Origin of the sequence: Vibrio sp. 10N.247.311.12, from assembly GCF_041467515.1 — a bacterium.
In the GTDB taxonomy this organism is placed as follows: Bacteria; Pseudomonadota; Gammaproteobacteria; order Enterobacterales; family Vibrionaceae; genus Vibrio; species Vibrio crassostreae_C.
On the sequence record NZ_JBFSUV010000026.1, the window covers coordinates 12,204 to 34,226 of the forward strand.

Here is a 22,023-nt window from a genome sequence, read left to right on the forward strand (position 1 = left end):
GACCATCTGAATCATCGTCTGAATCTGAACCGGAGCCCTGACCATCTGAATCATCGTCTGAATCTGAACCGGAGCCCTGACCATCTGAATCATCATCTGAATCTGAACCGGAGCCCTGACCATCTGAATCATCGTCTGCATCTGAACCGGAGCCCTGACCATCTGAATCATCGTCTGATTCTGAATTCTGATTAGCCGATTGTTGTTGCTGTGGTGGTTGCGGTTGCTCTTTAGAAAGACGCTTTAATAAAAGCATAACCTCGATGGTTTCATCTATAGCAGCCACTGTTGAAGGTAATTTACCCCAATTAATCATCCGCTTTTCAATTTCATCAAAAATTGGAGAGTTTGGAGTGCCTAATTTCATCAGTAGATGTCGAGCATCATCACCAAGTTTCTTTAGGTGAGATTGCCCCTCAATTGCAATACCACGACCAGAATACAATAACCAAGCAAATAACAACCCAGCGGGGCCGTCACTTATTATTGGTTCCTGAAAATAACCCTCTTCGAGCAAGTCATAAGTCATTTTCTGAAATACCCAGTAGGCACCAGAAAACTCCTTCATACAAGCAGTCTCTACGCGACAATCTTCAATGATATTGTTGATTGATAAGAACGTGCTTGATTTACCCTTGAGGTGTTTCTCGAAGACTGAGAAGTCACTGAATCGTAAATGACCACCAGCTTCATGAGTAATTTTTGCTTCAACGAGTCGTGACCAAACTTCATCAGAGGGGTCACCAGCATTGATGTAAATATCTCTGCCATTCGTGTAGCAAGTTCGACGGTCAAAATAGATATTTACGTCAAATCGTGCGTGAATATCTGTAATAACTCGCATTGTGTTTTGAACTTCTTGAATTGAAGCCATAAGGTGTTCCTCCAAAAAATAGGATAGAGCTCCCAAAGGGAGCTCATTAGGTTAGGTAGGTGGGGTTAGCCGAACCAGAAGCCGGTTGTTGACGTTTCGCCAGTGACTTCTTCATAGGTAGGAGTACTATTGCCGCTGTCAGTATCAGTAGAAACTACTGAGTCCTTAATCGCGTCAATAATTCTCGGTTCAGATTCATCTGCGACTTCCATCACCGGCACAATGCCATTTAAGATGGAGCCACGTTCTGTAAGGTTATGTACCAATTTAACCGCGTAGGTCATATCAGAGCCTTCGATGTTCCCAGTTTTGGGTAAGGTATCGAACGCTTCATCAAGTTCATCAACCAATCGGTCAAACACAGTGTGTTGGAATGACATTGAGTAAACGTAATCACGAATAGCTCTTATTGGCTTGAAAGTTCGCTGAATCATTGAACTTTTACCAATAATTTTTTCATAAACAACAACAGCTTGCTCCGCGACGTTATCCAAAATCCCTTCCACGATGTAATCAACAGCTTCCTGTTGGTCATCATTGAAATAAGGTTTGAAGGCCATCGGCGGCAACACGTTGAATTGAAAACGTCTAAAGAAATCATCTTTAGGGGTCTTCAATGACTCAATAATTTCAGCCATATCAGGGTTAGCTTTCTTGTGTTCTTCAACTATGGTGTCATAGCGATTATCACGGTCAGCGACTTCTGAATAAAACTCAGCTTGAATTGCCTTGAGTTCAACGAGTAGAGAGTCAAGTTCATCAACTGGAATCGCGGTAACGCGTCCATATCGGACACCTCGGGCTGCAATAGCGCGGCGTGCCTTAGTCTCCAATGTGTTCTTAAACTGCAACTCAGAACGAGGAAACCACTCAATACGGGCTTTACGAGCAATCTTTGAATTCACTTCCTTTTCGTCTAAGAGAGTTTTAGCATTCGCTAACGTTTTCTCTCCATCACGGCCAGAAGTAGTTACATCGATAATCACAAGCCCATTTTCGAGTCGATTAGCAAATTCGCCATCTTGTTGAGCCACTTGGTCAAGTTGATTTTGAGCTACTGTATCGATATCGAGAGTTTGGGTATCGTTGATGTCTTTCATAATTCCTCCAAGGAATAAAAATTGGAGGGACTGATCCCGGTCAGGGAATCTAGTCCCTGAAGGGGTTAGGTAGGTTTGTTAAGGAGTAGCGAACCTAAGTTCGTTTTTGCTGAAACAATTAATCTGTGTAAACTGATATTGCTTCTTCATTTTCTCTTTAACTTTTTTGTCGATGTAGTTACGCGCTAGTAACTCAGACTGATGGGTTTTACGATAGAAGTTAAGCTTTTGGCCTTTGGCTCCGTAAACAACCAGTGTGTCGGCACCAAGGCACGTATATCCCCAAAGCTTATTACTTCCATTGTCATTGCAATGATACATTTTGAACTTGATTGTACTGATATCTAGACCGTCTAAATCCGATCTTGGCAAATCAGCATCATCACACTCTGAATCATTGCTTGTTACTTTTTTGATTGCTCTTTCAACCAGGTATACGGTTGATCGAGAATATGACCATTCTTATCTTTGAACACTTGATCAATAATCTTTTCGATATCAGCTTTGTCACGAGTGTCGCAGCCATTCCAAAATACATTATTAAACGAAGCACGCAGTGGAGCTCTATCACCATTAATTTGAATGTAGTAGCACCAAGACAAAACCACACGAGTTGAAAAAGCCGTTCCAATACCAGATTTGGTTGTTCGATCTCGATTAGGACCTAACATTGCATCACGCATAGCATTAGCAAACTGGATTAACTTCTTAAGTAACTTCTTGTGGTCGCGTAAGAACGGAAATTTACCAATTACCACTTTCTCTTCTACTTCCGTGCGTAAATACGGAAAAGGCACAACGAATGAACGATTTCGAAAAGCCGTATCCCAACGTCGAGACGATGGATACAAACCAGAAATGTCCCCTTCTCCAGAAGTATTACCTAACGTTACAAAACGATAGTTCTGGTGTGGATAGATGATTTCTCCTGTGTCTTCAATAGACCAAGGTTTCGTCATCTCAGAAGGAAGGTGAAGTTTGGCAATAAAATCTAAAGACCCTTTATCACATTCATCAAGCAAAACACATTTTCCGTGTTTCATAGCGTCAGCGATAGGTCCATAAACATATTCCGTTTGACCGTTTGACAACACCCAGCGGCCTTGCATCTTCTCAGGGCGTAATGTCGGGTTAACAGACACCAGCACAGTTGGCCAATTAAGGCGAGCACAAAGCCAAAGCATGAAATCAGTTTTACCAGACCCCGTAGGACCAACCATATGCATGAAGTTAGGTCGTTGAGGTGAGCAAAACCAAGATATAACTTGGGAAAGTTGTTTTTCATCTGGAATATAACCTGCGATTTCGCGAGGTACATCTGGATGACGGTGTTTAGGGATCTGAATAACTGCCGTTACTGCTGCTGGGACAAACGGTTTGAACACGTCGGCCATACGAACAGTAATCATCTCTGAATAATCAATTTCTTCAACAGTAGAAGTTGGTTGGTTATTCGTGTCTACAGTAGTCACAGGGTTAGCATTAGACATAGTTAATTCCTCCAGGAATAAAGTGTGGGGTTAAATTAATATGGGTAGTTAATTAAGGGGTTAAGCTGTCTTGAGAAAGAAAGCTTTATTAGCATCTTCAAGTAGCATTTCTGCTTTATGAAGAAGTTTGGGGTTATTCAGTACCTGAGCCTTTCGAAGAAGGCGCAGAGCGCGCCTTTTTCGTGCTGCAGATACATTTTTCTGGTGAGAAAAATTCATATCCGCGTACCTCGAATTATTGCTGGTTATAAGCACGCTGACGGAAATTTCCGTTGCCTGCTTGTGGGCGGAATTGACGCTGTGTAGAGTCAGGTTGTTGTGCATTATTGGCATTCTGCTGTAGAGCATTATACGCTGGACCATTCTGTGGAGCGTTATTGTACGCAGGAGCATTTTGCTGCGGTGCGTTGTTATACGCAGGAGCATTTTGCTGTGGAGCGTTTTGCTGTGGTGCGTTGTTGTACGCAGATCCATTGTTTTGTGGGGCTTGATTCGCAGCTTTTAAGCTTTGAAGTTCGAACTTCTTAACCATACCAAGAACACGACTAACGCGGAATTCATGTCCAGTGACATTATTGCCGTTTTTGTCGGTGTAATCGTTAGTAGAGAGTTCAGTTTCGACCATTAAAGAATCACCTTTGTCTAAACCTTGTTTGAAGTTCTGATCAAAAGTTTTTTGTGAAATTGACAGGCGAGCCCAGTGGGTTTCATCTTGCCAATTTTGTTGCTCATCTTTAAATGAACGAGTTAATGCAATTGAAACATTGTACCAAGTACTGCCATTTGCATTTTTCTGTTCAATCGAACCAACATTGCCGCCAAGCGTAAAGTTACACAATGAAGGTAGTCCAAATTGATTAACAGAATTGCCATCAATTTCGCCTAACACATTATGAAGTTCATAATAAGTATGCGTAAGTTCGCTGTTATTGTTACCAGTGAATTTACACGTCTTAAGTGATACTTTACACACATAACCAACACCGACTGGAAACTCTAATTGCCCATGGGCAAAAAGTTGAATCTGGTTAGTACGTGACTGCATTTGGTTTTGACCGTCTACCCAAGAGGTAACTTGATCGGCCCAGATGGTCGTGTTGCCATTCTCAATTTGAGAACCAGTAACTACGAATGCGATAAGGCCATTGTTTGAACGGAAAGGTTTCATAATTAATTCCTCATTAATAAAATAACGTGGAACTATAGATAGAGTAATCCCCTAGTGGGATATCTATAGCCCACTTTAGGGTCAGGTTTATGACTTAAAAAAGTCACTGGGGACATAGAATAAATCTATGGGAGAATTGCTATTAGCTCTCCAACTAAGGGAGAAAAGTATCACTTTAAAAAAGTGAAAAAATTTCTCGGGTAAATCACCTATAGTAAACCCCAAGAACGGGAGACTTTTGTAAATTAAGCGCAGCTTTTTTAGTGTTTAACTTTTCCGTAAGCTAAGAAGCGTTCAAAAACTCATTTTTTAGCTGTTGCAGTTTTTCTGCCTGAGCTGCCGAATCTGGCTCTTCATTTCGCTGTTGTACGGCCAACTCAATTCGATCTGGAACCGCCTCTCTCAAAAATGACAACTGCTCTTTGAAGAAACACAGTCGCAAGTACTTCTCAGCTCTTGTTATCCCCACATACAACAAGCGACGCTCTTCCTCCCAATGCTTTTCGCCTAAACCATCTTTATCTGGTTGCGGAATTCTTTCATCTTGACAGCTCAATATCGCGACTTTCGGAAACTCTAGTCCTTTAGAGCCATGCAACGTAGCGATCACTACCTCATCTGTACCAATCTTTTCAGCCTTTTTAGCGTTTATTTTGGTTATCCGGTCATGAAACTGATCTGCGGCCTTAGCCAAACTGCCAAGTGACGCAGCTGTTTTGGTTAGGATGTCAGCCATCGCTCCAAGAGCCGCAGGAGAGTTCATATTTCGTTGCGCCATCACCATTGAAATGATCTTTCGTTGATACTCGGCGTTGACCGTTTTGCTTGGCTCTTTTGGGACACCTTCATGCATGAACATTTCAAAAATTGATTGGGTGTGGATTAGCAATGATTGGCTTTGGGTTAAGGTGGTTACCGTCCCAATAAAGTCGATTCCATTTGATTTAGCACTTTTCGCCATATCAATCATCACCTCATCTTCATGCATGTAAGCCAAGAAATCTTGTAGATACCGACTGTTACGGTGTGTCAGCATCCACATCAACTTGATATAACAAATTACATCGGCTGACTCAAAGAAGCTCTTACCGCCGAGGCGCTTAACTTTCACTTTATGTTTGGACAACTCCAGCTCAACTGTATCGATTTCTTTATTGGTTCTAGCCAGTACCGCCCACCCGCCTTGAGCGGCAAGGATACCTTCAACAACACTTTCAACTTGATGGTCTTCATCCTTAAAACCATGACAATCGACAACACCGCCCTCCTCTACGTGTGACCTTAATTCTTTGGGAATTCGTTCTACATTGTGTTGAATTAGGTTGTTGGCCACATTCAGTATTGCTGGTGGACATCGATAACAAATTTTTAAGCTGTAGGCTTTCGCGTTTAGATCAGCTTGCATGTTACGGAAGTTATCGACCCCTCTTGCATTTCGAAAGGCATAGATTGATTGGTCATCGTCTCCAACAACCATGATGCAACAACCTCGTTTAGCGTGCTCGTAAAGAAACATATATTGGAGATCGTCGGAATCCTGAAACTCATCAGCACATATGTGAGTAACGCCTAAAGTTTCTGACAGTGGTCGAATTGTTCCATCTCGCAGACCATGAATAACGTCGCGAGATATCTGATTTAGGTCGACTTTGCCCTCTTTTCGCATGATGCTTTCATAAGCTGCAAAAAGTTTCAGTTTGATAGATGAGAATTCTGAGCGAGGTATAGTTAAATACTGTCCGATCGTACTTATCGTTTTCTCTGCTTCCTCATAACTCATCGCCACATGACAAGCACGCATCGCTCGCTCAATATAGATGTTTAAGTGTCCACCCATAACAATCGTTTTATATGAGTTCGTCTGACGCCAAAGCTGCACAGCCATAGAATGAAAAGTACTTGGAAATACACGAAGAGTCTGACTTCTTGGCATTGTCGACTTAAGCCTACGTTTTAAGTTGGTAGCCGCTGCATCTGTGAACGTCAGCATGGCAATTGCGTGTTGCTCAGAATCGGTAAGCACCCGTTCAGCATAACGCACTGACACTTCAGTTTTACCTGAACCGGGCAATGCAACAACCATGATATGGCCTTCCGCATTAACGCAAAGATGTTGATCTGGATTTAACATATACGTGACTCGTACTGCTTCATGGATTTGAATATGTACATCAGAGTAGGAGATTATTTAGCTACAAAGTTCAATTAACGAAGGAAATTCACTTTGTTACATCGTTTCGACATCCGTCACTAATTTTGAAAATAATCCGAAGCTTCCCCCCATTTCCCCCCGTTTTCATTGGCTGGTTTTGTGTATTTTTCGGCTCATGATGTATAAATGTAAGTAGATTTAATAAATACTCATACAGTTTCACTTGGCTAAGGAAGACAGAATTATGGACCTATTCAAAACAGCATCAGTCATTACCGCCGCTTTACTCTTGAATGCATGTGCGTCCAATAGTGCAAAATACGAAGTACCGGAATTAGGCACATCAAGTATCGCGCTCCAAGTTACCCGTTCAGCAGGAAGTGGAACGATCATCGAAGACCAAACCTTACCTAAAGGTGCAATTTCGGATGTGGGAATCGGTGGCTATGTGGGGTCTACGTTATTAGGGCTACCACTGGGCTCTATGGCAACGGGTTTCGGATTGGCCATCCTAGCGGATCAAAAGTACGGTTGGGATCGAAGAAACCTAGTTATGTACTTGGATGCTGATACTTATAGTGGCTTAGACGAGTATGAAATGTGTAAGGTTGTCATGTCTAAAATGGATGAGGTAATGGTTCCTTCATTCGACACACTTCAATCCTTTACCAAAAAACCATTGTCGCCAGATTCGAAGTTTTACGATGAAAGATACAATGGTGGTGAAAGCCTTTGTGTTGAAGGGTATCCACTTGATTCAAACGTGGACTCCCACGCAGCGATATATTTCAGAGGAGTGGACACTGCCTTCTTAGGGACGAGAGTCGGTGTACGGTCTATTTCGGAACCTTTCAGTACAGACGTGTTCGATGCTGACCTTAAAAAGCAGATCCCAGATACAAATGTCATCGCGGTCAGATTTACTTATTACAGTAGCCTGATAGCACACATGCAATACAGCGACGCTGAAACAACAGGCTTTGTAAATGCCAATGGCTTATCCACCAGCCCTTCTATTAAGCTCCCGACCGCTACTTTTATGAGTTTACCGATGAAGGAATATATCGCTGATTCTCAGTACATTCCTAACATCAATGCAGTGCGTAACAATGACACGGTGTACTATTTCGTTAAGCCGGTTGATGGACAGCAGTTCACTCAAAAGTTGTCGGAGTATCACTCGACGGTCACTGAGATTCTTGAACGCGCCAAAAACAAAAACTCGCATACAAAAGTTTCTACGCAGTAAGGAGCCCGAATATGGAACAATTCATGACAGTGGTTTTTAAGTTTAAAGAGGGGGCGTCCTTACCCAAGAAGTTGACACAAGCGTTCTGCGCGGATTCGAAGTATGAAGATGTTGAAATAACCGCTATCTCGTGCGACGACGAAATCAGTCGTGTTGAGCAACTAGAAGCAGACAGCTAAATAGTCAATATGAATACAAAGGGCTTACATTGTAAGCCCTTTTTCATGTTTCGAAGTCAGCAGTATCATTGATGGTTAGTTATCCGTGATATACGCCATGTACTTCTCTAGGCGGCACTCATAGAAATTAAGGTCATCGACCCACAGAGAAATCAGCTGTTCTTTGCCTTGGAATGGGGCGACAGAACGTAATTTCTCAAGTAGACCATTTTGTTCACTCTTTGGCGCACGAAGGGTAACGTTGATACCCGTTCCCCCTGTATTCGCCTCCACGATAACTTTACCCCTTGTACAGTGACTTTGTAGTACTGCTAACCCAGCTTGTAATTCAGTGAGTTGATTCATGCCATTTGTCCTTTATAAATGAAATCTAGTCGTCCAAAATCGATAACGGAGAGTCACACACTGGTGGTCTAGGGTAAACCGAGCAATCTAAGTTACCAGGCATTGCCGCATCATGCGTTTCTTTCAAGTTTGCATCAGCGTCAGTTGACTCGAATCGCGCTTGGTTAAGGTCCACAGGATTCAATGCATCATCATTGTTCGGCATCCAAGCTTGGCTCGACAGTGTATCGATATTTAAGTCATCATGTTCAACGGCTAACCCAGAGGCCATGATCAAGTTTTCCCATTCGGTTAAATCTATGGCGTCCCAATCCAACTCACTGACTTGTTCAAGCGTCATACCAGAACATTGTCCATTTCTAGGATCTAGGCTGATATTCAGTTGAGGCGCAGCCTGCTCCATGATGATACGCCCCAATGGACTTGGGTAGCAGCAATAGTGCTTCCGTTTTATCAGACAGCCGAAAGGGGTATCTTTATGGCAACTGGTAGAGGAATATATACATTGTTGTTGGTCAAGCTTCATACCCATGCCCATTTCGAGGTCGTCGCACTCCGAAATCATCATTGCGCCCAATTTAATCAGCTGATACGCGGCATACACGGCCATAATTGTTGCAAATGCACCAGAGACAGCTGGGTTGAGTGACACTGTGGTAGTGGCTGTTGAACCCGTCCCCTCAGTCACGGTATCAAAGATGGCATCTCGAATTGCATCTGGGATCAAATCCGCGACCTTTTTCATCAATTCACCTTTGATTTCGTCTAACAAGCTCTCTGTGGCGGCCTCCGCTGCGGCCTCTCCAACTTCACCCGTGACATTACGAACTGCAAAATCCCATCCAGCGCTCACGGCATCGGTTACATAAGTTACTGTGTCGGTGACAGGAGTCGGGTAACTCGACGCCCACGAACCGAATCCCGCACCCGAACTAGCCAATCCAGCCAATGATTGCTCCATTGCGTAGTGATGATAGACCCCTTTGATATAATCGAAGATATTAGTTTGGCCTGCGGATAGCGTGCAGCAATTGAAGCCAAGTCCTGTTTGCTCGATACCGCAATATGACACTTCACCATTGAAAACTTTGCAGGTAGAGACATCATCTGGATTTTCACATTCCATGTTCGATTTGATGTCTTCGAGCATTTTGAACGTTGCCATCGCTTCTGCAAAATCATCATTCATCTCTAGCTCGGAATAGCGGCAATCTCCACCCACACACTGCATTTCACCCGTGCAGATGTCTTCCTCCATCGTGTACGAGTAGTTTCCGTTTGTGTAGGTATTACATTCGTAGACTGACTCTTGAACGTAGGCTCGACCCGTTATCGGGTCAACAAAGGCTGGATTTTGTTCAATTAACGCACAATCAGCACTGTTTCTGTATGGCTCGCATCGGTCCGGAATATTGGCATTAAATTCAGTGAAAGAAGTACAAACCCGCTCATTGCTTTCAGGCCAATAAGGTTGGCCACAAATTTGCTGATCAGGTAAGGGGTTACATTCATAGTTGACGGCGTTGGCCTTTAGACACTCTTTACCATCGCTCGTTTGGCCAGCACGAGGAACATTTATCGGCAAGCCAATCAAAAACGGATCGTAATCGTCTATATGCGCGGCTTCTGTATCGACGCACTCCCAACCACCATAGCTACACATCATGCCTTGTTGTCCACCACTTTGATTCAAAGGGTTGCTACAATCTGGGTTAATGTATATTTCGTCGCCTTCATTACCGAACACACCACACGTTGATGGGTCTTGAATCCACCCAAGTTCAGCAGCACAACCTACAGGCGATTGTTCTATGAATTCTCGTGGGTCGATTGGATCCACGGTACGAACTAGGATGGTGGCTTTACCTTCCCCTCCACCACCAACACCGAGGCGCATTTTGAATTTGACAATACCGCGATTAGAAGCGCGAGCGGCTTCAAATTGGCCTGTTATATTGGTATTCGTTGTAAAGACTCGGCTAGAGCTGAATTCACAATTGGTATGCTGGTATGGAAAGCCAGTTTCGTCTACATATGGGTGCGCCCAATTGCCGTTTTCATCATAATCAGGGTATGTAGAACCGCTATTGCCAAACCAATACGACTTGGTAGGAACGTATTGATAAACGATTTCGTCATTAAGAGTAAACTGAATGACATCATCCACCCACACGCGTTCAAAGGTCACGGAGCTGATACGCACATCGTCTTCGAGTTCAAATTCAACAAAGTTAATTTTGTGGTAACACCCCATTCCGTGGTCATTTGTGCCGTTATTTGTAGGGTCACCTACCGTCAACCTGAAGGTATGAGAATCCAGAATTTCTACATCACCACTCCCCGAACGCTTTTTCAAAGGGTAAGTTGTGTGTCGCGTCAGTTCACACTTCATTAAGTTCGAACGATCGGGTTCCATGCATTCATTTTGCACTTTTCCGACATACTCCCTGTTTACTGAATACGTGTTTGTTTCAGTGGTACAGGCACTATAAAAGTCAGAATCTGAATCTTCGAGGTTATTGGCTAAGTCTTTAAAGATGTTGTCAGCATCGACCATGATAGCGTCATCGGACTCTAGCTTTTGGTAATTGTCGTTATAGTTCAGTTTTAAGGTGTTGTATGCCTTAGCGTCATAATCTGACTCACTGCCAACTGTGTTGCTAGAAAATCTATCAGAGACACCTTGCCCTGAATCTCTGAGTTTGTTTTCATTTTGATAGGCTTGGTAAGCGTCGAATTGCCCTTCTGATCCAACACGCTCAACATCCAATCCAAACAATTCTGAGTTGCCTAGCGAGTTACCACCTACAGTAGCATTACCACCGCTGTAAGTAGGTGTTTGAAAGTTTCCGTATATCTCATCAAGTGACATATCCTGTGCGTAGGTCACCGTTGAGGTAGATGCATACAGCACACCGATAAAAGAAACATGAAAGATCTGAACCAGAAACGCGAACAAGCTAAAGTGAGTCAGTATTCGATTAAACATAACGCCCTGCCTTTTTCTCAAAACAAGATCAGGTTAATCCCGTAACACTTAAAAAATTTCAAATAGCGAGGGCATTTTGAGTTTTTGTTAAACGAATACAAAAAACCACCCGTTAGGGTGGCTCTCTAAAGTTACCTTAAGCAGCAATCATTCCAAGAATACAAAAGATAAACGAACGCTTCCCGACCAGGGACCAATCGCCCGTTCCCCCACTTAAGAACGCTGTCACCGAGTTTATGACAACAACCTGTTGATAGTGGAATTGAAGATCCTCCCCCACCTTTAGGTTGCGAGCTCGCCTCTCTTACTGGGTAAAGCATGGATGAACGATATTGTGTTTTTGGCAACATTGGCGCGTAGTTCGGTTCACAACTGTCTTGAATCATATGATTACCCATTGTCAGCTGTGCTTGCCCACGTCGGTGTAGAGTGGCCATCAAACGCGTGGTTAACAACGAAGTGCCACGTACCGGATCGTCACTGTACTGATTATTACCAGTCATTGGGTAAAGGTTCCCTGAACACCCAGCACAAAAATAGTTTTCAACCACCTCTCCACCAGCCAGTATTTGAGCGCAATCGGCTGTACAGATAGACGTCGCTATTGGGTTCGAAAAGATAACGGTTTCCGGAAACATCACGAACGCCAACAAATCATCTTGATACAACGGGTCGGCTTCGGAAAAGTACGCCAAATCCAATGTTGTCGCCCCATCATAGGTACAATCCGCATTGGCAAACATTTCAATCATTTGCATTACTGGGTAAACCCAATATTTATAGTGAAAAAAAGAAGTTTCTGTATCGTCAATCGCTGTTTCTGTTCGGCCTTGTCCAGCACGGGTACTATCGTCTGCCAAACGAACACCGAATGAAGGCATGCAGTATGGCGTTGGTGAAAAAGATACGATCCTTGATGGTTGGAAGAATCCGAGCGGTATACCCCATTCAGGGACACCTAGCTCATCAGCACACATGCAAAAAGGCTTGCTCGAAGCGGCACCTTTAGGCGCGTCCCCACCAATACCGGCTAGTCGAATTGGAAGTAAACAGCTCCAACACATACCGTCGATGACTGTACTCAAGATGTTGGCATCGGGACATAAGTCGCCTGCTTTGTCGTTATCCGCAGCCACAGAATATAAGCTCGCCATGCTTATCATTGTGGACATCAAACCAATCAAAAAGAACCTAATCATATGTTCCTCCCTTTAGTTCTTATTCACTTGCTCTATCACAACACCAGCAGCGTCAATACCTTGTTCTTTAATGTTGTTCACGGAATTCGAGAAGTTTGGGTTATCTTTCATTAGCTGATCTGCAGCATCAATGCTTGATTCAGTAATGTCCCTCACAGAGTTGGCTAGATTGGGCTGTGTATCAGCCAACCACACACCGAGAGCGACGCCGAAACCAATAAGTACGAGATTCTTAATCATGTTGTGTTTTCCTTAACTAGTTTGTTTTGGATTGATTGAACGGTGTAGGTTGGCCACCGTCAGCTACTTGTAGGTTGACCTGAGTGACTGTTTGCGCTGAATACTCATTTATCTGGAACATACCCTCATCGGTACTAATTAACCGAGTCGGGGTCACTTCCAAATCAAATCGATCGATGACTTCTTTAGTCAGGATGGTCACGTCATAGGTGAACTTCTTATTTAACTCAGATATGTGGTCAAACCCCCTATCCTTGTCGATACGTGTAGAAATGAGTTTCACTTTCCCGCGAGATTCATTGAGAGACATGTACTTTACAAACTCCACTTCCTGTTCGTCGGTCGCATCAAAGATAAACATGGTTAAATGTGCAGGTACTATGTCGTGGTTTTTAAGCGGCCTGAGGGGATTTATTAACTCTCCTTTCTTGGCCAGAATAAGACCATTCACCGCTTTCACATCAGCAGTGGCTATTACTGTTGGGTCAAAGTCGAACTCACGGTCTTTCGCGGCTGGTGGAAGAGTATGAAAACTGCGGTTATGCCAATGGCGTGCTATTGCTTGTTTTTGTTCCGTTTCCCAATCCACGGCCCTCATTCTATTTTTTGACTCTTCAATGAAGCTTTTTTCTGCGATAGGAAATATGGACCCCATTTCACCAAGGAATACCTCGGAGCCGTCATAATCAGGGTTTGCTGCCGCGCTTTCCGTCTCGTTCTGTAAGTAGCTTGCGCTGATTAGACCTTTCACTTTCCCGACGAGTTTTGTGTTATCGGATAATTTGCGCTCATAAACCATCGTTGGAACTTGTTCAATGTTGAAACGCTCGAATGCCATTGGATCCATGTAAACAGCGGCTTTATTGATTCGTTTCAGTTTGTCTGGGTTCTCGGCATGCGTGCGTATGTCATCTTGAGCATTAGCCAGTTTGACCTTTAATTGCCACAAACCTTTAATCATATCTGGTACGCCCACGTCGCCAGGTCGTAAGCCGTTAAACACAACACGGCCTCCCCACTCTGCAGCGAGCTCTAGCACCTCTTTCATTTGGTGATCAGGCATTGAACTCGACACGAATATCCAAAAAACAGTGTTCGCTTCTTCATCGTCGTATTTGTTGTCTACTTTTTGACTTGGAGACGAAGGGTTAGGCTGCTCAATGCTTATCGAATCGAGATTATCAATTGTCAATGTGGAGGGATCGAATGCTAAGGGTTTTGGTTGTCCTTCATTGACAATGGAATTGGCTTGATACTGAGTTTGGTTATCATCGATAACATCTTGAAGGGCTCTGAAATTGATATCTGGCGTATCGTCCTTGCGATATTCGATAAGAGAGTCCGATTGGTCAGAAATAGTACTGTTCAACAACTTGGCGTGATCCGCCATTTGTTTCAGTTCTTTCATCATTTTAGGGTTCAAGTTACTTGCATCTAAAACTGCTTGAGTACCTTCAACTTCATGGGCGTTGGATATGATGTCGTTACTTCGTTGTACATTGTCCAGATCTTCTTGAGTGAGTTGTCCGTTAGCCAACGCGTAAGTCGCAATGAATGAAGTTAGTAACAAGACGTTGTGTGCCTTAGAGAAATGCATAGCCAACTCCGATAATTTGAGAGTGTTCAACTAAACCCCAGTATCTTGAATCAAAAGAGGTAGGTAGCGTGCCAAGAGCGAAATATTGACCTTCAGGGACAACGAAAGTTTTATTGAGGGTATCGAAGTCGATTTGGGCATAATTAATCATTCGACGAGCATCAGCCGCATAACGAATGACCTCCCCATCTTTGGTGGTCACGGTGACTCCATCCAAGTCAAAGGTCACGGTATCGCCAGCAACACCAGCTGCTATTTTCAAGAAATTGGTGCCATGTGCGAAATAAGGTTGTGCGTTAAGCGACAGGAAGGACATGAGTTGCCCACGCTTGGGGAAATGATTCTTAGAGTCGATGACAGCGGCCTTGATAGGTAAACAACCCAATGCTGTTGGGACCAATGAAATCTGATACCGACCACTAAGTAACAATACGGCCAACACTAAGCCAACGAGCGTGCCGAATATTTTGATATATGTGTACTGTGTAATGTTCATACGCCGCCATTATCGAAACATTGATAAACTGGATATACGTAATCTTCACACTTTATTTAGTCATAAAATCCAAATAGGCAGCCAAATATTGATGACTATTTGATCTATTTGCTGTGCTTTTAAAAAAATTGGGAATGATAAGTACAACACATCAAGAAATGCTAATATATGAAATCGAACGCATCAAAGACACTCGATGGTATGAAAAACACAAACTCTTTAACGTTGATTGACTCAACCTTAACCCATAACGCTCTGGTCGACTTAACAGCCGTATTAAAGCAAGCACTGTTGCAATCTGAACTCGCTCTACAGTCGTCATTAGAAGCCAACCAAACATTGATTGACCCTTACCCTGTCATCCCTCTGCGCATTCTGACTGAAGGCATACGTAGTGCTTACTATCAAAATACCGGATACTCAGCAGATACGTTTTTAAGCCCCTATGCTGATGAGTCCCCCACCGTTTACTACCGCTTGTGCGTCCATACGAAACAATTGCTATCGGATATCGAAACACACATCGAACAAAGCTCGCCAAAATCTAAATAGCGAGTGCGAAGTTGTATAACCCTGTTAAATGTCATGCAGGGATTCCTTTTATGAACACGTCAACATTTTCACCAAACAATCGTCCAATTCAGAAGCCTCAAAATAACAATGGTCCATCGACTGCTAACGTACATTCGATGCCTGCAAACGGACCAAGCCAAAACCAACCTCAGAACCAACCTCAGAACCAACCTCAGAACAACCAAGCGTTAGCGCGATCTGTACCACCAGCAAATAACCCGCAACAGGAAGGAAACAAACACAATCCATTCAAAGCAAATAACCCTGCGCCTGATTCGAATTCGCTGCGCCAGATCCGAGCACATGGTTACAAAGTTCATGGCGGTAAAGCAGCGTTAGAAGTGAAGCCGGACGAAAAGCTGAAGTCGAGCCAACAGGGTATTGTTGATGAAAATGGCGAGCAAAATATTTTCTATACCATTCGTTTAGAAGCTGCCCTTAGTAATAACTCAACTGATCGCTCATACAACTGGAAAGATAAGGTCGCGATTCAACTCACAGACATCGAACTGCCATTGTTCATTGGTGTATGTTTGGGTTATTACCAAAAGATAAGTTTCAGCAATCATGGTGTCGGCGGTGAGAAATCATCGAAATTCTTTGGCGTAGAACACCAAGGTACGAAAGTCTTTTTCCAAGTAGGTCAGAAGGACAAATCGGTCAGACCCGTACCAGTAAGCCTTCCACAAAGTATGCATATTGGATTAATGGCCCTAGAGGTCTACTGCAGAAACTTTCCGGGAGTGGATTCCAATACAGTACTGAACTCAATTTCCAGTATGTGCGGAATGTACATATCGCAACAGACACTGGAGATTAAAGACAAGGTATAAAATCAACGGTAATTATGCACAAAAGCTCCTCGCGGAGCTTCAGGGGAGAGTGCTAGTTAACTATCGGAAACGAACCAGGATCATGATTTTGGATGGGCGACCTTAAACGTTTTATCAAACACGCTGACCATGACAACGTTGTCGTGCTGATACACATACATCGCATTGCCGGTCAGCGTTTTCTCACCTTTATATTCAATAACCCTTGTGTACTTATAAGAACCCTTATCGCTCAAGTCGAACAAAACGACGCCCACCCGTTCACCTGTGGTTGTCTTTGTTTTGGCGAAACCCAGAACATAAGGCTTGTTATCAATAGAAATCGCTGTGTCGATATAGAGTTCATCAAATTGAGTGGCCAACCCATATAGGTACTCTTGTGTCTTCCATTCGACCCGCCCCTCATATCCCTCTTTATAAATTGGCGCTTCAATGTAGTTGAATGAGTTCGGTTTCCCAGAAGACGCAACGACCGTCACCTTCTCACCACTTGTTACTACGGTTGCATGCTCTTTATGCTCCGCTAAGAACGCGTAGTCGTATCCACTTAACCTTGAATAGTCCATCGCCGCATGCCTTATGACATACAGTGACTCCTTCCCATGATTCAAATTCATTAAGACGTACCGACTCGATATGCGTTTGGGATCAGTCAAGTGGATTTCACCATCAATGATCGGAGCTTCGTATGACTTAAGGTTAAATTCATTCAATGACACTGGCGTCGCCGCTTTGAAATACTCACTGGCACCATCAACTTTGTGAGATGGACTGTGGTTAGTATTTACGGGGGGACAATACGCAGCATCTTCGGGTTCACTTGAACAACCAGTAATAACGAAGACGCTCGCAATAAGACAACTGAATAGATGGGGAGATTGGTTCATTGGATCGTCCTTTGAGTAAAGTTACAGAGTCATTCTAATTGGGCGATCCACACTTTATTTCAAATAACGACGCGATTTTGACTTTTTAAGTAGGTTTGTTTTTCTAAACATTTAATCTTTCTGGTGTATACTAATTTTGAACGAGTGAATGACATAAGTTTATTCTTAGTTCCTCCATACAAATCCGACTGGAAGGGGTTCCAGAAGGTCAATCCTCGGATTGAAGTCTTGCAGGAGAGGTCTTGCGAGCACAAGTCTCTTGGAAGGGGTTTCAAGAGCGAGAATGGGCTCATTACGAGCCCTTTTCTTTTTTTTAAAGCACCATCGTCAATCAATCACCGTAATTTCTTCCTTTATTTGAATTCCTGTTAAGTCACTCTTGATAACATCAATCTAATTCACTTTGATTTAAATAGGTCAAGTATGAAATTTCGATTATGTTTTCTTTCAATTTGTCTTACCGCTTCTGGGTTAGCGCATTCAGCAATCGAGGGGTTCGAGTTCACCGATACACTCGGCATATCCAAGCTTGTAAAAACGAACACTGCCGAATCCACGTTAATTAATAACGTCGGCCAATTAGGGGTTCATGTTAGTGCGGGATTAGATCGTCGCATCCGAGTCAATATTCTTCAGAACGGCGTTGCTGTGACCAACAGCACGGGTAACGTGATCACGGTCAATGATTCACAGTCTCCATTCAATAGTGAGTATTTCGGTTCATTACTTAACGTTTCTATTCCCTCAGAAGGCAGTTTTACCGTTCAGGCGCAAACGCTGTCACTAGATGGAGAGGTGGTTAATTCAGAAACCACGAACATCATTAGGGATGTCACGCCACCAGCCTCTGATGATATGTCAGTAAAATACATGTATGGCGGCTATGTAAACTCAATGCTGCCTGCCGGAAGCTGGTATTTATCAGCTCAAATGGGTTCCTATACCTCAACCATCGTTGAAGTCAAAAATGTCTCCGATACATCGGGCATTGATAACATTGAGATGGAAACCTTCACCTTCGACGCCGAAGACAATCGTATTCCATATAAATCGAAGAGCCTTGCCTACACTGAGTCAAAACTATCTGCTGAAATAAACCTTTCAGCGAACTCTACTCTATTCCCAGTTGGTAATGCGATTGATCGATTCCAAACGCGAACAAAGATTTCGGACAAGGCCGGTAATGTCACCTATACCGCCTATCAAGATGTGTATTGGGACTCGTTACGAACGGACACACTAGAGGCTGTTGGTGTCTTGGTTCCAGGGAGTAGCAATGTAATTGGCGGATTAACCGGGTTTCAACCTTATGTGCGCGACATGGAGGTAGATACCAATCCCGTAACGGTCTTATACCGTGTAGCAGATTGGAATTTTCGCGATGATTCTGGGAGCTTCGACAATGCGGGGGGAATCTGGGCTTCTGGAGCTAACGCCGTATACACAGACAGAGGTGACGGGTTTATATATTTTGTCGATACCTCACCCGCTGGAGCCATCGGTATATCATGGCGAAACCAAGCGCATTACCGGAATGTGACTGGGCCAAGTCTTTATAGTGTAACACTCTCAGATAGCGCCCGACAAACTCCTGTCCCGAGATATGGGCAATACTATTATTCGGATACACAAGATTGGGGGTCATGGAGTCGACGTGTGTACAATGATGAACTGCCAGTACAGATCGAACGCATACGACTTTTTGTAAATGCTAGAAGTTATCCTCAAATTGCCTATCACGCAGGGCATTCATGTTCGGTTCCGACAGGGCAAGATGTATGTGATGTTATCCTAAGCTCACCTTGGACAATGACAGCTGGTGGATCGGCTTATTATCACAGTAGCTTCACTGTACGTAGTGAAGACCAGACTTTATCGAGTAACCCTACGTACCCCGTTGGATCATACAATGATAGGTACTATCCATCTGTAGAGGAAACCTCATTTAATGAAGATACCAAGGTCTTATCGGTTCGCGTCGAGCTTACATGCCATACGTGCTACCAAAATAGGATTTACATGGATAGATATGAACTGCAAGATGCCGATGGAAACAAGCTCAATGTCTCGCGATTTAACTCAACGGTCAACAGCACGACTTTTGAAGGCCAATATAATCTAACCGAGCTACCAGAGGGGACTCATGAAGTCTACGTCTATGCAAGAGAGCGCCACGGTCCAGACACTCGTAAACATGCCGTCACTTACGTCAGTGACAAGACCGCTCCATCGATACTCATGGGTTATGATGGAAGCACTTTATCAGATCAGGTGACCGATTTGAGAAAAGTGACCTTTACCGTTTCTGACAGCTCTAGCATCAATGACATTACTGTCTCATTACGTGGTTCTCGTTATGACATTGACTATCAGCTTGGATACTCACTTATTGAAGAAACAGTAAACAGCCAAACCTATCAACTCGAATTACCTAAACTCTTCCCCACGCTTGATGAAAATGAAATCTATTCGTTATCGGTCGTTGCTGCAGACGAATTTAGTAATACCAACTCAATACTCAGAAGTTTCAGTTACAAGCCCGAAAACTTGATTGTCATGGACACCATTGACTATTTAGCGTCGCAAAGTAATACACCGCTGTATTTATCAAATGGTAAACCAATGGCGATCATCCTGACAGAGCGAGCACTCACACTCGAAAACAGTATGTTGGCCACGGGTGACCAGCAGGGTGAAATCACCAACAATGCCTCCTCGGACTTCCCTATTCGAATTCAAACTAAAAACGGTTGGGTTGAAGTCACTCCGGGAGAAACGAAGGACATCGTAATCGACTTAGGCAATGGTGACCCCCTATATGTCGAAGTCTATCCGGTTTCAGATAACAACAATGGACAAGCCGATTTTCTGTTTAATTTGCCGCAACTCAGTTCAGCGTATATCGATTGAGGTACTGGTGCGTCCAGAGCAGTACGTTCGTAATAAAAAAGGAGCTTGACGCTCCTTTAATTGTTTAACTAAACAGAAAATGTACATGCAACGAGCGTATAATCGTCTTTTGCGCCTTTCCGTTCAATACGACGTAATAAGCTGTTAGATAATTTTGTGACATTTTTCATGGTGTTCGGTGAGAATCTAGGGTTTTCCTCCCAGTACGCATGTGCGCCATCACTCATCAGATAAATAGTTAAATTCTGTAGGTCATCAACGTAATCAGAAACTTTAAAGCTGAAAAACTCAGGTTTCATTGGTACAACTTGAGATATAGCTGTTGTGATTAGGTTTTTCCCTGTTGCGTTTTTCAATTGGGCCTTCGTATATAACTTCTGATCGATCAACATTTGATGCTGAGTATGATCTTTAGTTAGTTGGACCAACTTGTTTCCTTGCTTTACGTAAGCTCGACAATCGCCAATATGACCAATTATTATTTCGGTTGAATTTACGTATGCATAAGTGAGTGTTGTTGAAGCCACTTCATATTCAGGGTCATAGTTAGACAGCACTTTAACGTTCGTTAAGATACCTTCGAATAAATCTGGAGAAAGTAAACGAGCCTTGGACAGATGAGACTTCTCTAAATACTCAACAGCAGCCATTGAAGCTAAATCAGAGCCCTTGTAAGAACCAACTCCATCGGCCACTGCAAAAAGAAAACCATCATCACACCTAGTGGGGGTAAGGATCGAATCTTGGTTTACTCTTTTATCAGATTTAGCATGAGTGAAACTACTACATTCCTTTAGCTTTAGCATTATTCGACAACCTCAACAACGTTGGTTATATCTTCCAAAACGAGATCAATATTCGTATATCGAGTGCGTGCTTGGAAATCAGCACATTTTGCAATTATTTTCTGCAAATGTTTATCTTGAACGTCCAACTCTTCAAACACTCTACCTAAAGCAAAAATATCCGTTTGATGCGTGTAGATGCCTGAGTACATCAATTCTGGAGCACAGTATCTCGTAGTACCAAGAATGGTTCCGAAAGAAGTTAGAACCTCAGATGTTGGGTCAGGATCGGTTTTTCGAATTAAACCAAAGTCTGAAATCTTATAGAAGACATCTGGTGTTACCTCACCGTTCAATTGTATGTACTTATCATGTGAAAACTTCAGAATATTAAATGGCTTGATGTCTCTATGTAGGTAACCTTTACTATGAATATGTTGTAAACCTTTACACGTCATAATCATGACATCGAGTTTGTCTTGCTCACTTAGTTCATTTGCTTTAATGAGATCCGCCAAGTCACAATCTGCAAGTTCCATAATAAAGTAAGGTGAATCACAGTCTAGATCTGCGAGGTAGATATCAACGACATACTTGTGTTCACATTTATTCTGACTGAAAACCTCACGCTTAAATCGTTCTTTAAACATTTTAAGATCGTTCTTTGGAGCCAAAACCTTACGCGCATATTGATTAGGTTGTTCACCTTCTTTGTAGTTTCTGACAAGCTCGATTTTTTCGACAAAGCCAAAACCGCCTTCGCCTAAAGGTTCAACAGTTGTAAATTTATAGTTCGCGATAGATAACACGAATAGACCTCAAAACGTTGTCCATCAATTATTGACAGGTTTATTAATATACAAATCATATAGTTGCCGTGAGAATACAACATTTTAAATAAGAGGGCGAGATTACATAGTTCACCTTACAGCAGTGATATCCGCTTTTTTGATTTCG

At 43.0% G+C, this 22,023-nt stretch carries 20 protein-coding genes; 5 read left to right on the forward strand and 15 right to left on the reverse strand.

Going from position 1 to position 22,023, the window contains the following annotated elements:
* The 6 genes from AB6E30_RS12800 to AB6E30_RS12825 form a co-directional block, all read right to left on the reverse strand.
* Positions 1 to 874: hypothetical protein (locus AB6E30_RS12800; RefSeq protein WP_372103836.1), on the reverse strand; the 874-nt coding region annotated here is incomplete at its 3' end.
* A gap of 65 nt (positions 875 to 939) precedes the next feature.
* Complete coding sequence (locus AB6E30_RS12805) at positions 940 to 1,974, reverse strand: DUF3150 domain-containing protein (protein ID WP_081230317.1); 1,035 nt, start codon at positions 1,972 to 1,974, stop codon at positions 940 to 942.
* A gap of 404 nt (positions 1,975 to 2,378) precedes the next feature.
* Complete coding sequence (locus AB6E30_RS12810; RefSeq protein ID WP_081230315.1) at positions 2,379 to 3,464, reverse strand: AAA family ATPase; 1,086 nt, start codon at positions 3,462 to 3,464, stop codon at positions 2,379 to 2,381.
* Between the two features lie 60 nt (positions 3,465 to 3,524).
* Positions 3,525 to 3,683: a hypothetical protein gene (locus AB6E30_RS12815; RefSeq protein ID WP_154723760.1), complete on the reverse strand. Its 159-nt coding sequence runs from the start codon at positions 3,681 to 3,683 to the stop codon at positions 3,525 to 3,527.
* 16 nt (positions 3,684 to 3,699) lie between these two features.
* On the reverse strand, positions 3,700 to 4,632 hold the full coding sequence (locus tag AB6E30_RS12820) for a single-stranded DNA-binding protein (RefSeq protein ID WP_372103839.1): 933 nt from the start codon (positions 4,630 to 4,632) through the stop codon (positions 3,700 to 3,702).
* 283 nt (positions 4,633 to 4,915) lie between these two features.
* On the reverse strand, positions 4,916 to 6,763 hold the full coding sequence (locus AB6E30_RS12825) for an ATP-dependent helicase (RefSeq protein ID WP_372103842.1): 1,848 nt from the start codon (positions 6,761 to 6,763) through the stop codon (positions 4,916 to 4,918).
* 265 nt (positions 6,764 to 7,028) lie between these two features.
* Here AB6E30_RS12825 and AB6E30_RS12830 point away from each other — a divergent pair, with 265 nt between their 5' ends.
* Together AB6E30_RS12830 and AB6E30_RS12835 are read left to right on the forward strand one after the other, a co-directional pair.
* On the forward strand, positions 7,029 to 8,033 hold the full coding sequence (locus tag AB6E30_RS12830) for a hypothetical protein (protein ID WP_136987061.1): 1,005 nt from the start codon (positions 7,029 to 7,031) through the stop codon (positions 8,031 to 8,033).
* 11 nt (positions 8,034 to 8,044) lie between these two features.
* A complete protein-coding gene (locus tag AB6E30_RS12835; RefSeq protein WP_165919345.1) occupies positions 8,045 to 8,212 on the forward strand; it encodes a hypothetical protein in 168 nt (55 codons plus the stop codon).
* A 75-nt stretch (positions 8,213 to 8,287) separates the two neighbouring features.
* Here the strand turns inward: AB6E30_RS12835 and AB6E30_RS12840 are convergent, their stop codons facing one another.
* The 6 genes from AB6E30_RS12840 to AB6E30_RS12865 form a co-directional block, all read right to left on the reverse strand.
* On the reverse strand, positions 8,288 to 8,557 hold the full coding sequence (locus AB6E30_RS12840; protein ID WP_136987062.1) for a hypothetical protein: 270 nt from the start codon (positions 8,555 to 8,557) through the stop codon (positions 8,288 to 8,290).
* 25 nt (positions 8,558 to 8,582) lie between these two features.
* Positions 8,583 to 11,546: a conjugal transfer protein TraN gene (traN, locus tag AB6E30_RS12845; RefSeq protein ID WP_372103844.1), complete on the reverse strand. Its 2,964-nt coding sequence runs from the start codon at positions 11,544 to 11,546 to the stop codon at positions 8,583 to 8,585.
* 131 nt (positions 11,547 to 11,677) lie between these two features.
* On the reverse strand, positions 11,678 to 12,745 hold the full coding sequence (locus AB6E30_RS12850) for a TraU family protein (protein ID WP_136987064.1): 1,068 nt from the start codon (positions 12,743 to 12,745) through the stop codon (positions 11,678 to 11,680).
* Between the two features lie 12 nt (positions 12,746 to 12,757).
* Positions 12,758 to 12,985, reverse strand: coding sequence for a hypothetical protein (locus AB6E30_RS12855; RefSeq protein WP_081230308.1), 228 nt, complete (start codon positions 12,983 to 12,985; stop codon positions 12,758 to 12,760).
* A 16-nt stretch (positions 12,986 to 13,001) separates the two neighbouring features.
* Positions 13,002 to 14,582, reverse strand: a complete 1,581-nt coding sequence (locus AB6E30_RS12860) for a TrbC family F-type conjugative pilus assembly protein (RefSeq protein ID WP_372103847.1) — start codon at positions 14,580 to 14,582, stop codon at positions 13,002 to 13,004.
* A complete protein-coding gene (locus AB6E30_RS12865; protein ID WP_086714935.1) occupies positions 14,569 to 15,078 on the reverse strand; it encodes a S26 family signal peptidase in 510 nt (169 codons plus the stop codon). Before AB6E30_RS12865 ends, AB6E30_RS12860 begins: the two co-directional genes overlap by 14 nt.
* 201 nt (positions 15,079 to 15,279) lie before the next feature.
* On the opposite strand from AB6E30_RS12865, the gene AB6E30_RS12870 reads away from it, so the two are divergent.
* Together AB6E30_RS12870 and AB6E30_RS12875 are read left to right on the forward strand one after the other, a co-directional pair.
* Positions 15,280 to 15,630 (forward strand): hypothetical protein, encoded by a 351-nt coding sequence (locus AB6E30_RS12870; protein ID WP_133150988.1) that lies wholly within the window; start codon positions 15,280 to 15,282, stop codon positions 15,628 to 15,630.
* A 50-nt stretch (positions 15,631 to 15,680) separates the two neighbouring features.
* Complete coding sequence (locus AB6E30_RS12875) at positions 15,681 to 16,484, forward strand: hypothetical protein (protein ID WP_136987066.1); 804 nt, start codon at positions 15,681 to 15,683, stop codon at positions 16,482 to 16,484.
* A gap of 80 nt (positions 16,485 to 16,564) precedes the next feature.
* Here AB6E30_RS12875 and AB6E30_RS12880 read toward each other — a convergent pair whose 3' ends face one another.
* Complete coding sequence (locus tag AB6E30_RS12880) at positions 16,565 to 17,371, reverse strand: hypothetical protein (RefSeq protein WP_136987067.1); 807 nt, start codon at positions 17,369 to 17,371, stop codon at positions 16,565 to 16,567.
* Between the two features lie 423 nt (positions 17,372 to 17,794).
* On the opposite strand from AB6E30_RS12880, the gene AB6E30_RS12885 reads away from it, so the two are divergent.
* On the forward strand, positions 17,795 to 20,281 hold the full coding sequence (locus tag AB6E30_RS12885) for an Ig-like domain-containing protein (RefSeq protein ID WP_136987068.1): 2,487 nt from the start codon (positions 17,795 to 17,797) through the stop codon (positions 20,279 to 20,281).
* Positions 20,282 to 20,349: 68 nt separating this feature from the next.
* Here AB6E30_RS12885 and AB6E30_RS12890 read toward each other — a convergent pair whose 3' ends face one another.
* The gene (locus AB6E30_RS12890; protein ID WP_102305764.1) at positions 20,350 to 21,087 is read right to left on the reverse strand and encodes a PP2C family serine/threonine-protein phosphatase; all 738 of its coding nucleotides are present in this window, start codon (positions 21,085 to 21,087) and stop codon (positions 20,350 to 20,352) included.
* A complete protein-coding gene (locus AB6E30_RS12895) occupies positions 21,087 to 21,875 on the reverse strand; it encodes a serine/threonine-protein kinase (RefSeq protein ID WP_102305763.1) in 789 nt (262 codons plus the stop codon). The genes AB6E30_RS12890 and AB6E30_RS12895 overlap by 1 nt, the downstream gene beginning before the upstream one ends.
* Positions 21,876 to 22,023: the final 148 nt, after the last annotated feature.

Coding starts and splice junctions, on each gene's coding strand:
- AB6E30_RS12890 (WP_102305764.1), bottom strand. CDS start 21,087: ATGCTAAAGCTAAAGGAATGTAGTAGTTTCACTCATGCTAAATCTGAT.
- AB6E30_RS12825 (WP_372103842.1), bottom strand. CDS start 6,763: ATGTTAAATCCAGATCAACATCTTTGCGTTAATGCGGAAGGCCATATC.
- AB6E30_RS12870 (WP_133150988.1), top strand. CDS start 15,280: ATGAAAAACACAAACTCTTTAACGTTGATTGACTCAACCTTAACCCAT.
- AB6E30_RS12810 (WP_081230315.1), bottom strand. CDS start 3,464: ATGTCTAATGCTAACCCTGTGACTACTGTAGACACGAATAACCAACCA.
- AB6E30_RS12860 (WP_372103847.1), bottom strand. CDS start 14,582: ATGCATTTCTCTAAGGCACACAACGTCTTGTTACTAACTTCATTCATT.
- AB6E30_RS12880 (WP_136987067.1), bottom strand. CDS start 17,371: ATGAACCAATCTCCCCATCTATTCAGTTGTCTTATTGCGAGCGTCTTC.
- AB6E30_RS12885 (WP_136987068.1), top strand. CDS start 17,795: ATGAAATTTCGATTATGTTTTCTTTCAATTTGTCTTACCGCTTCTGGG.
- AB6E30_RS12865 (WP_086714935.1), bottom strand. CDS start 15,078: ATGAACATTACACAGTACACATATATCAAAATATTCGGCACGCTCGTT.
- AB6E30_RS12835 (WP_165919345.1), top strand. CDS start 8,045: ATGGAACAATTCATGACAGTGGTTTTTAAGTTTAAAGAGGGGGCGTCC.
- AB6E30_RS12840 (WP_136987062.1), bottom strand. CDS start 8,557: ATGAATCAACTCACTGAATTACAAGCTGGGTTAGCAGTACTACAAAGT.
- AB6E30_RS12830 (WP_136987061.1), top strand. CDS start 7,029: ATGGACCTATTCAAAACAGCATCAGTCATTACCGCCGCTTTACTCTTG.
- traN (WP_372103844.1), bottom strand. CDS start 11,546: ATGTTTAATCGAATACTGACTCACTTTAGCTTGTTCGCGTTTCTGGTT.
- AB6E30_RS12805 (WP_081230317.1), bottom strand. CDS start 1,974: ATGAAAGACATCAACGATACCCAAACTCTCGATATCGATACAGTAGCT.
- AB6E30_RS12855 (WP_081230308.1), bottom strand. CDS start 12,985: ATGATTAAGAATCTCGTACTTATTGGTTTCGGCGTCGCTCTCGGTGTG.
- AB6E30_RS12820 (WP_372103839.1), bottom strand. CDS start 4,632: ATGAAACCTTTCCGTTCAAACAATGGCCTTATCGCATTCGTAGTTACT.
- AB6E30_RS12875 (WP_136987066.1), top strand. CDS start 15,681: ATGAACACGTCAACATTTTCACCAAACAATCGTCCAATTCAGAAGCCT.
- AB6E30_RS12850 (WP_136987064.1), bottom strand. CDS start 12,745: ATGATTAGGTTCTTTTTGATTGGTTTGATGTCCACAATGATAAGCATG.
- AB6E30_RS12815 (WP_154723760.1), bottom strand. CDS start 3,683: ATGAATTTTTCTCACCAGAAAAATGTATCTGCAGCACGAAAAAGGCGC.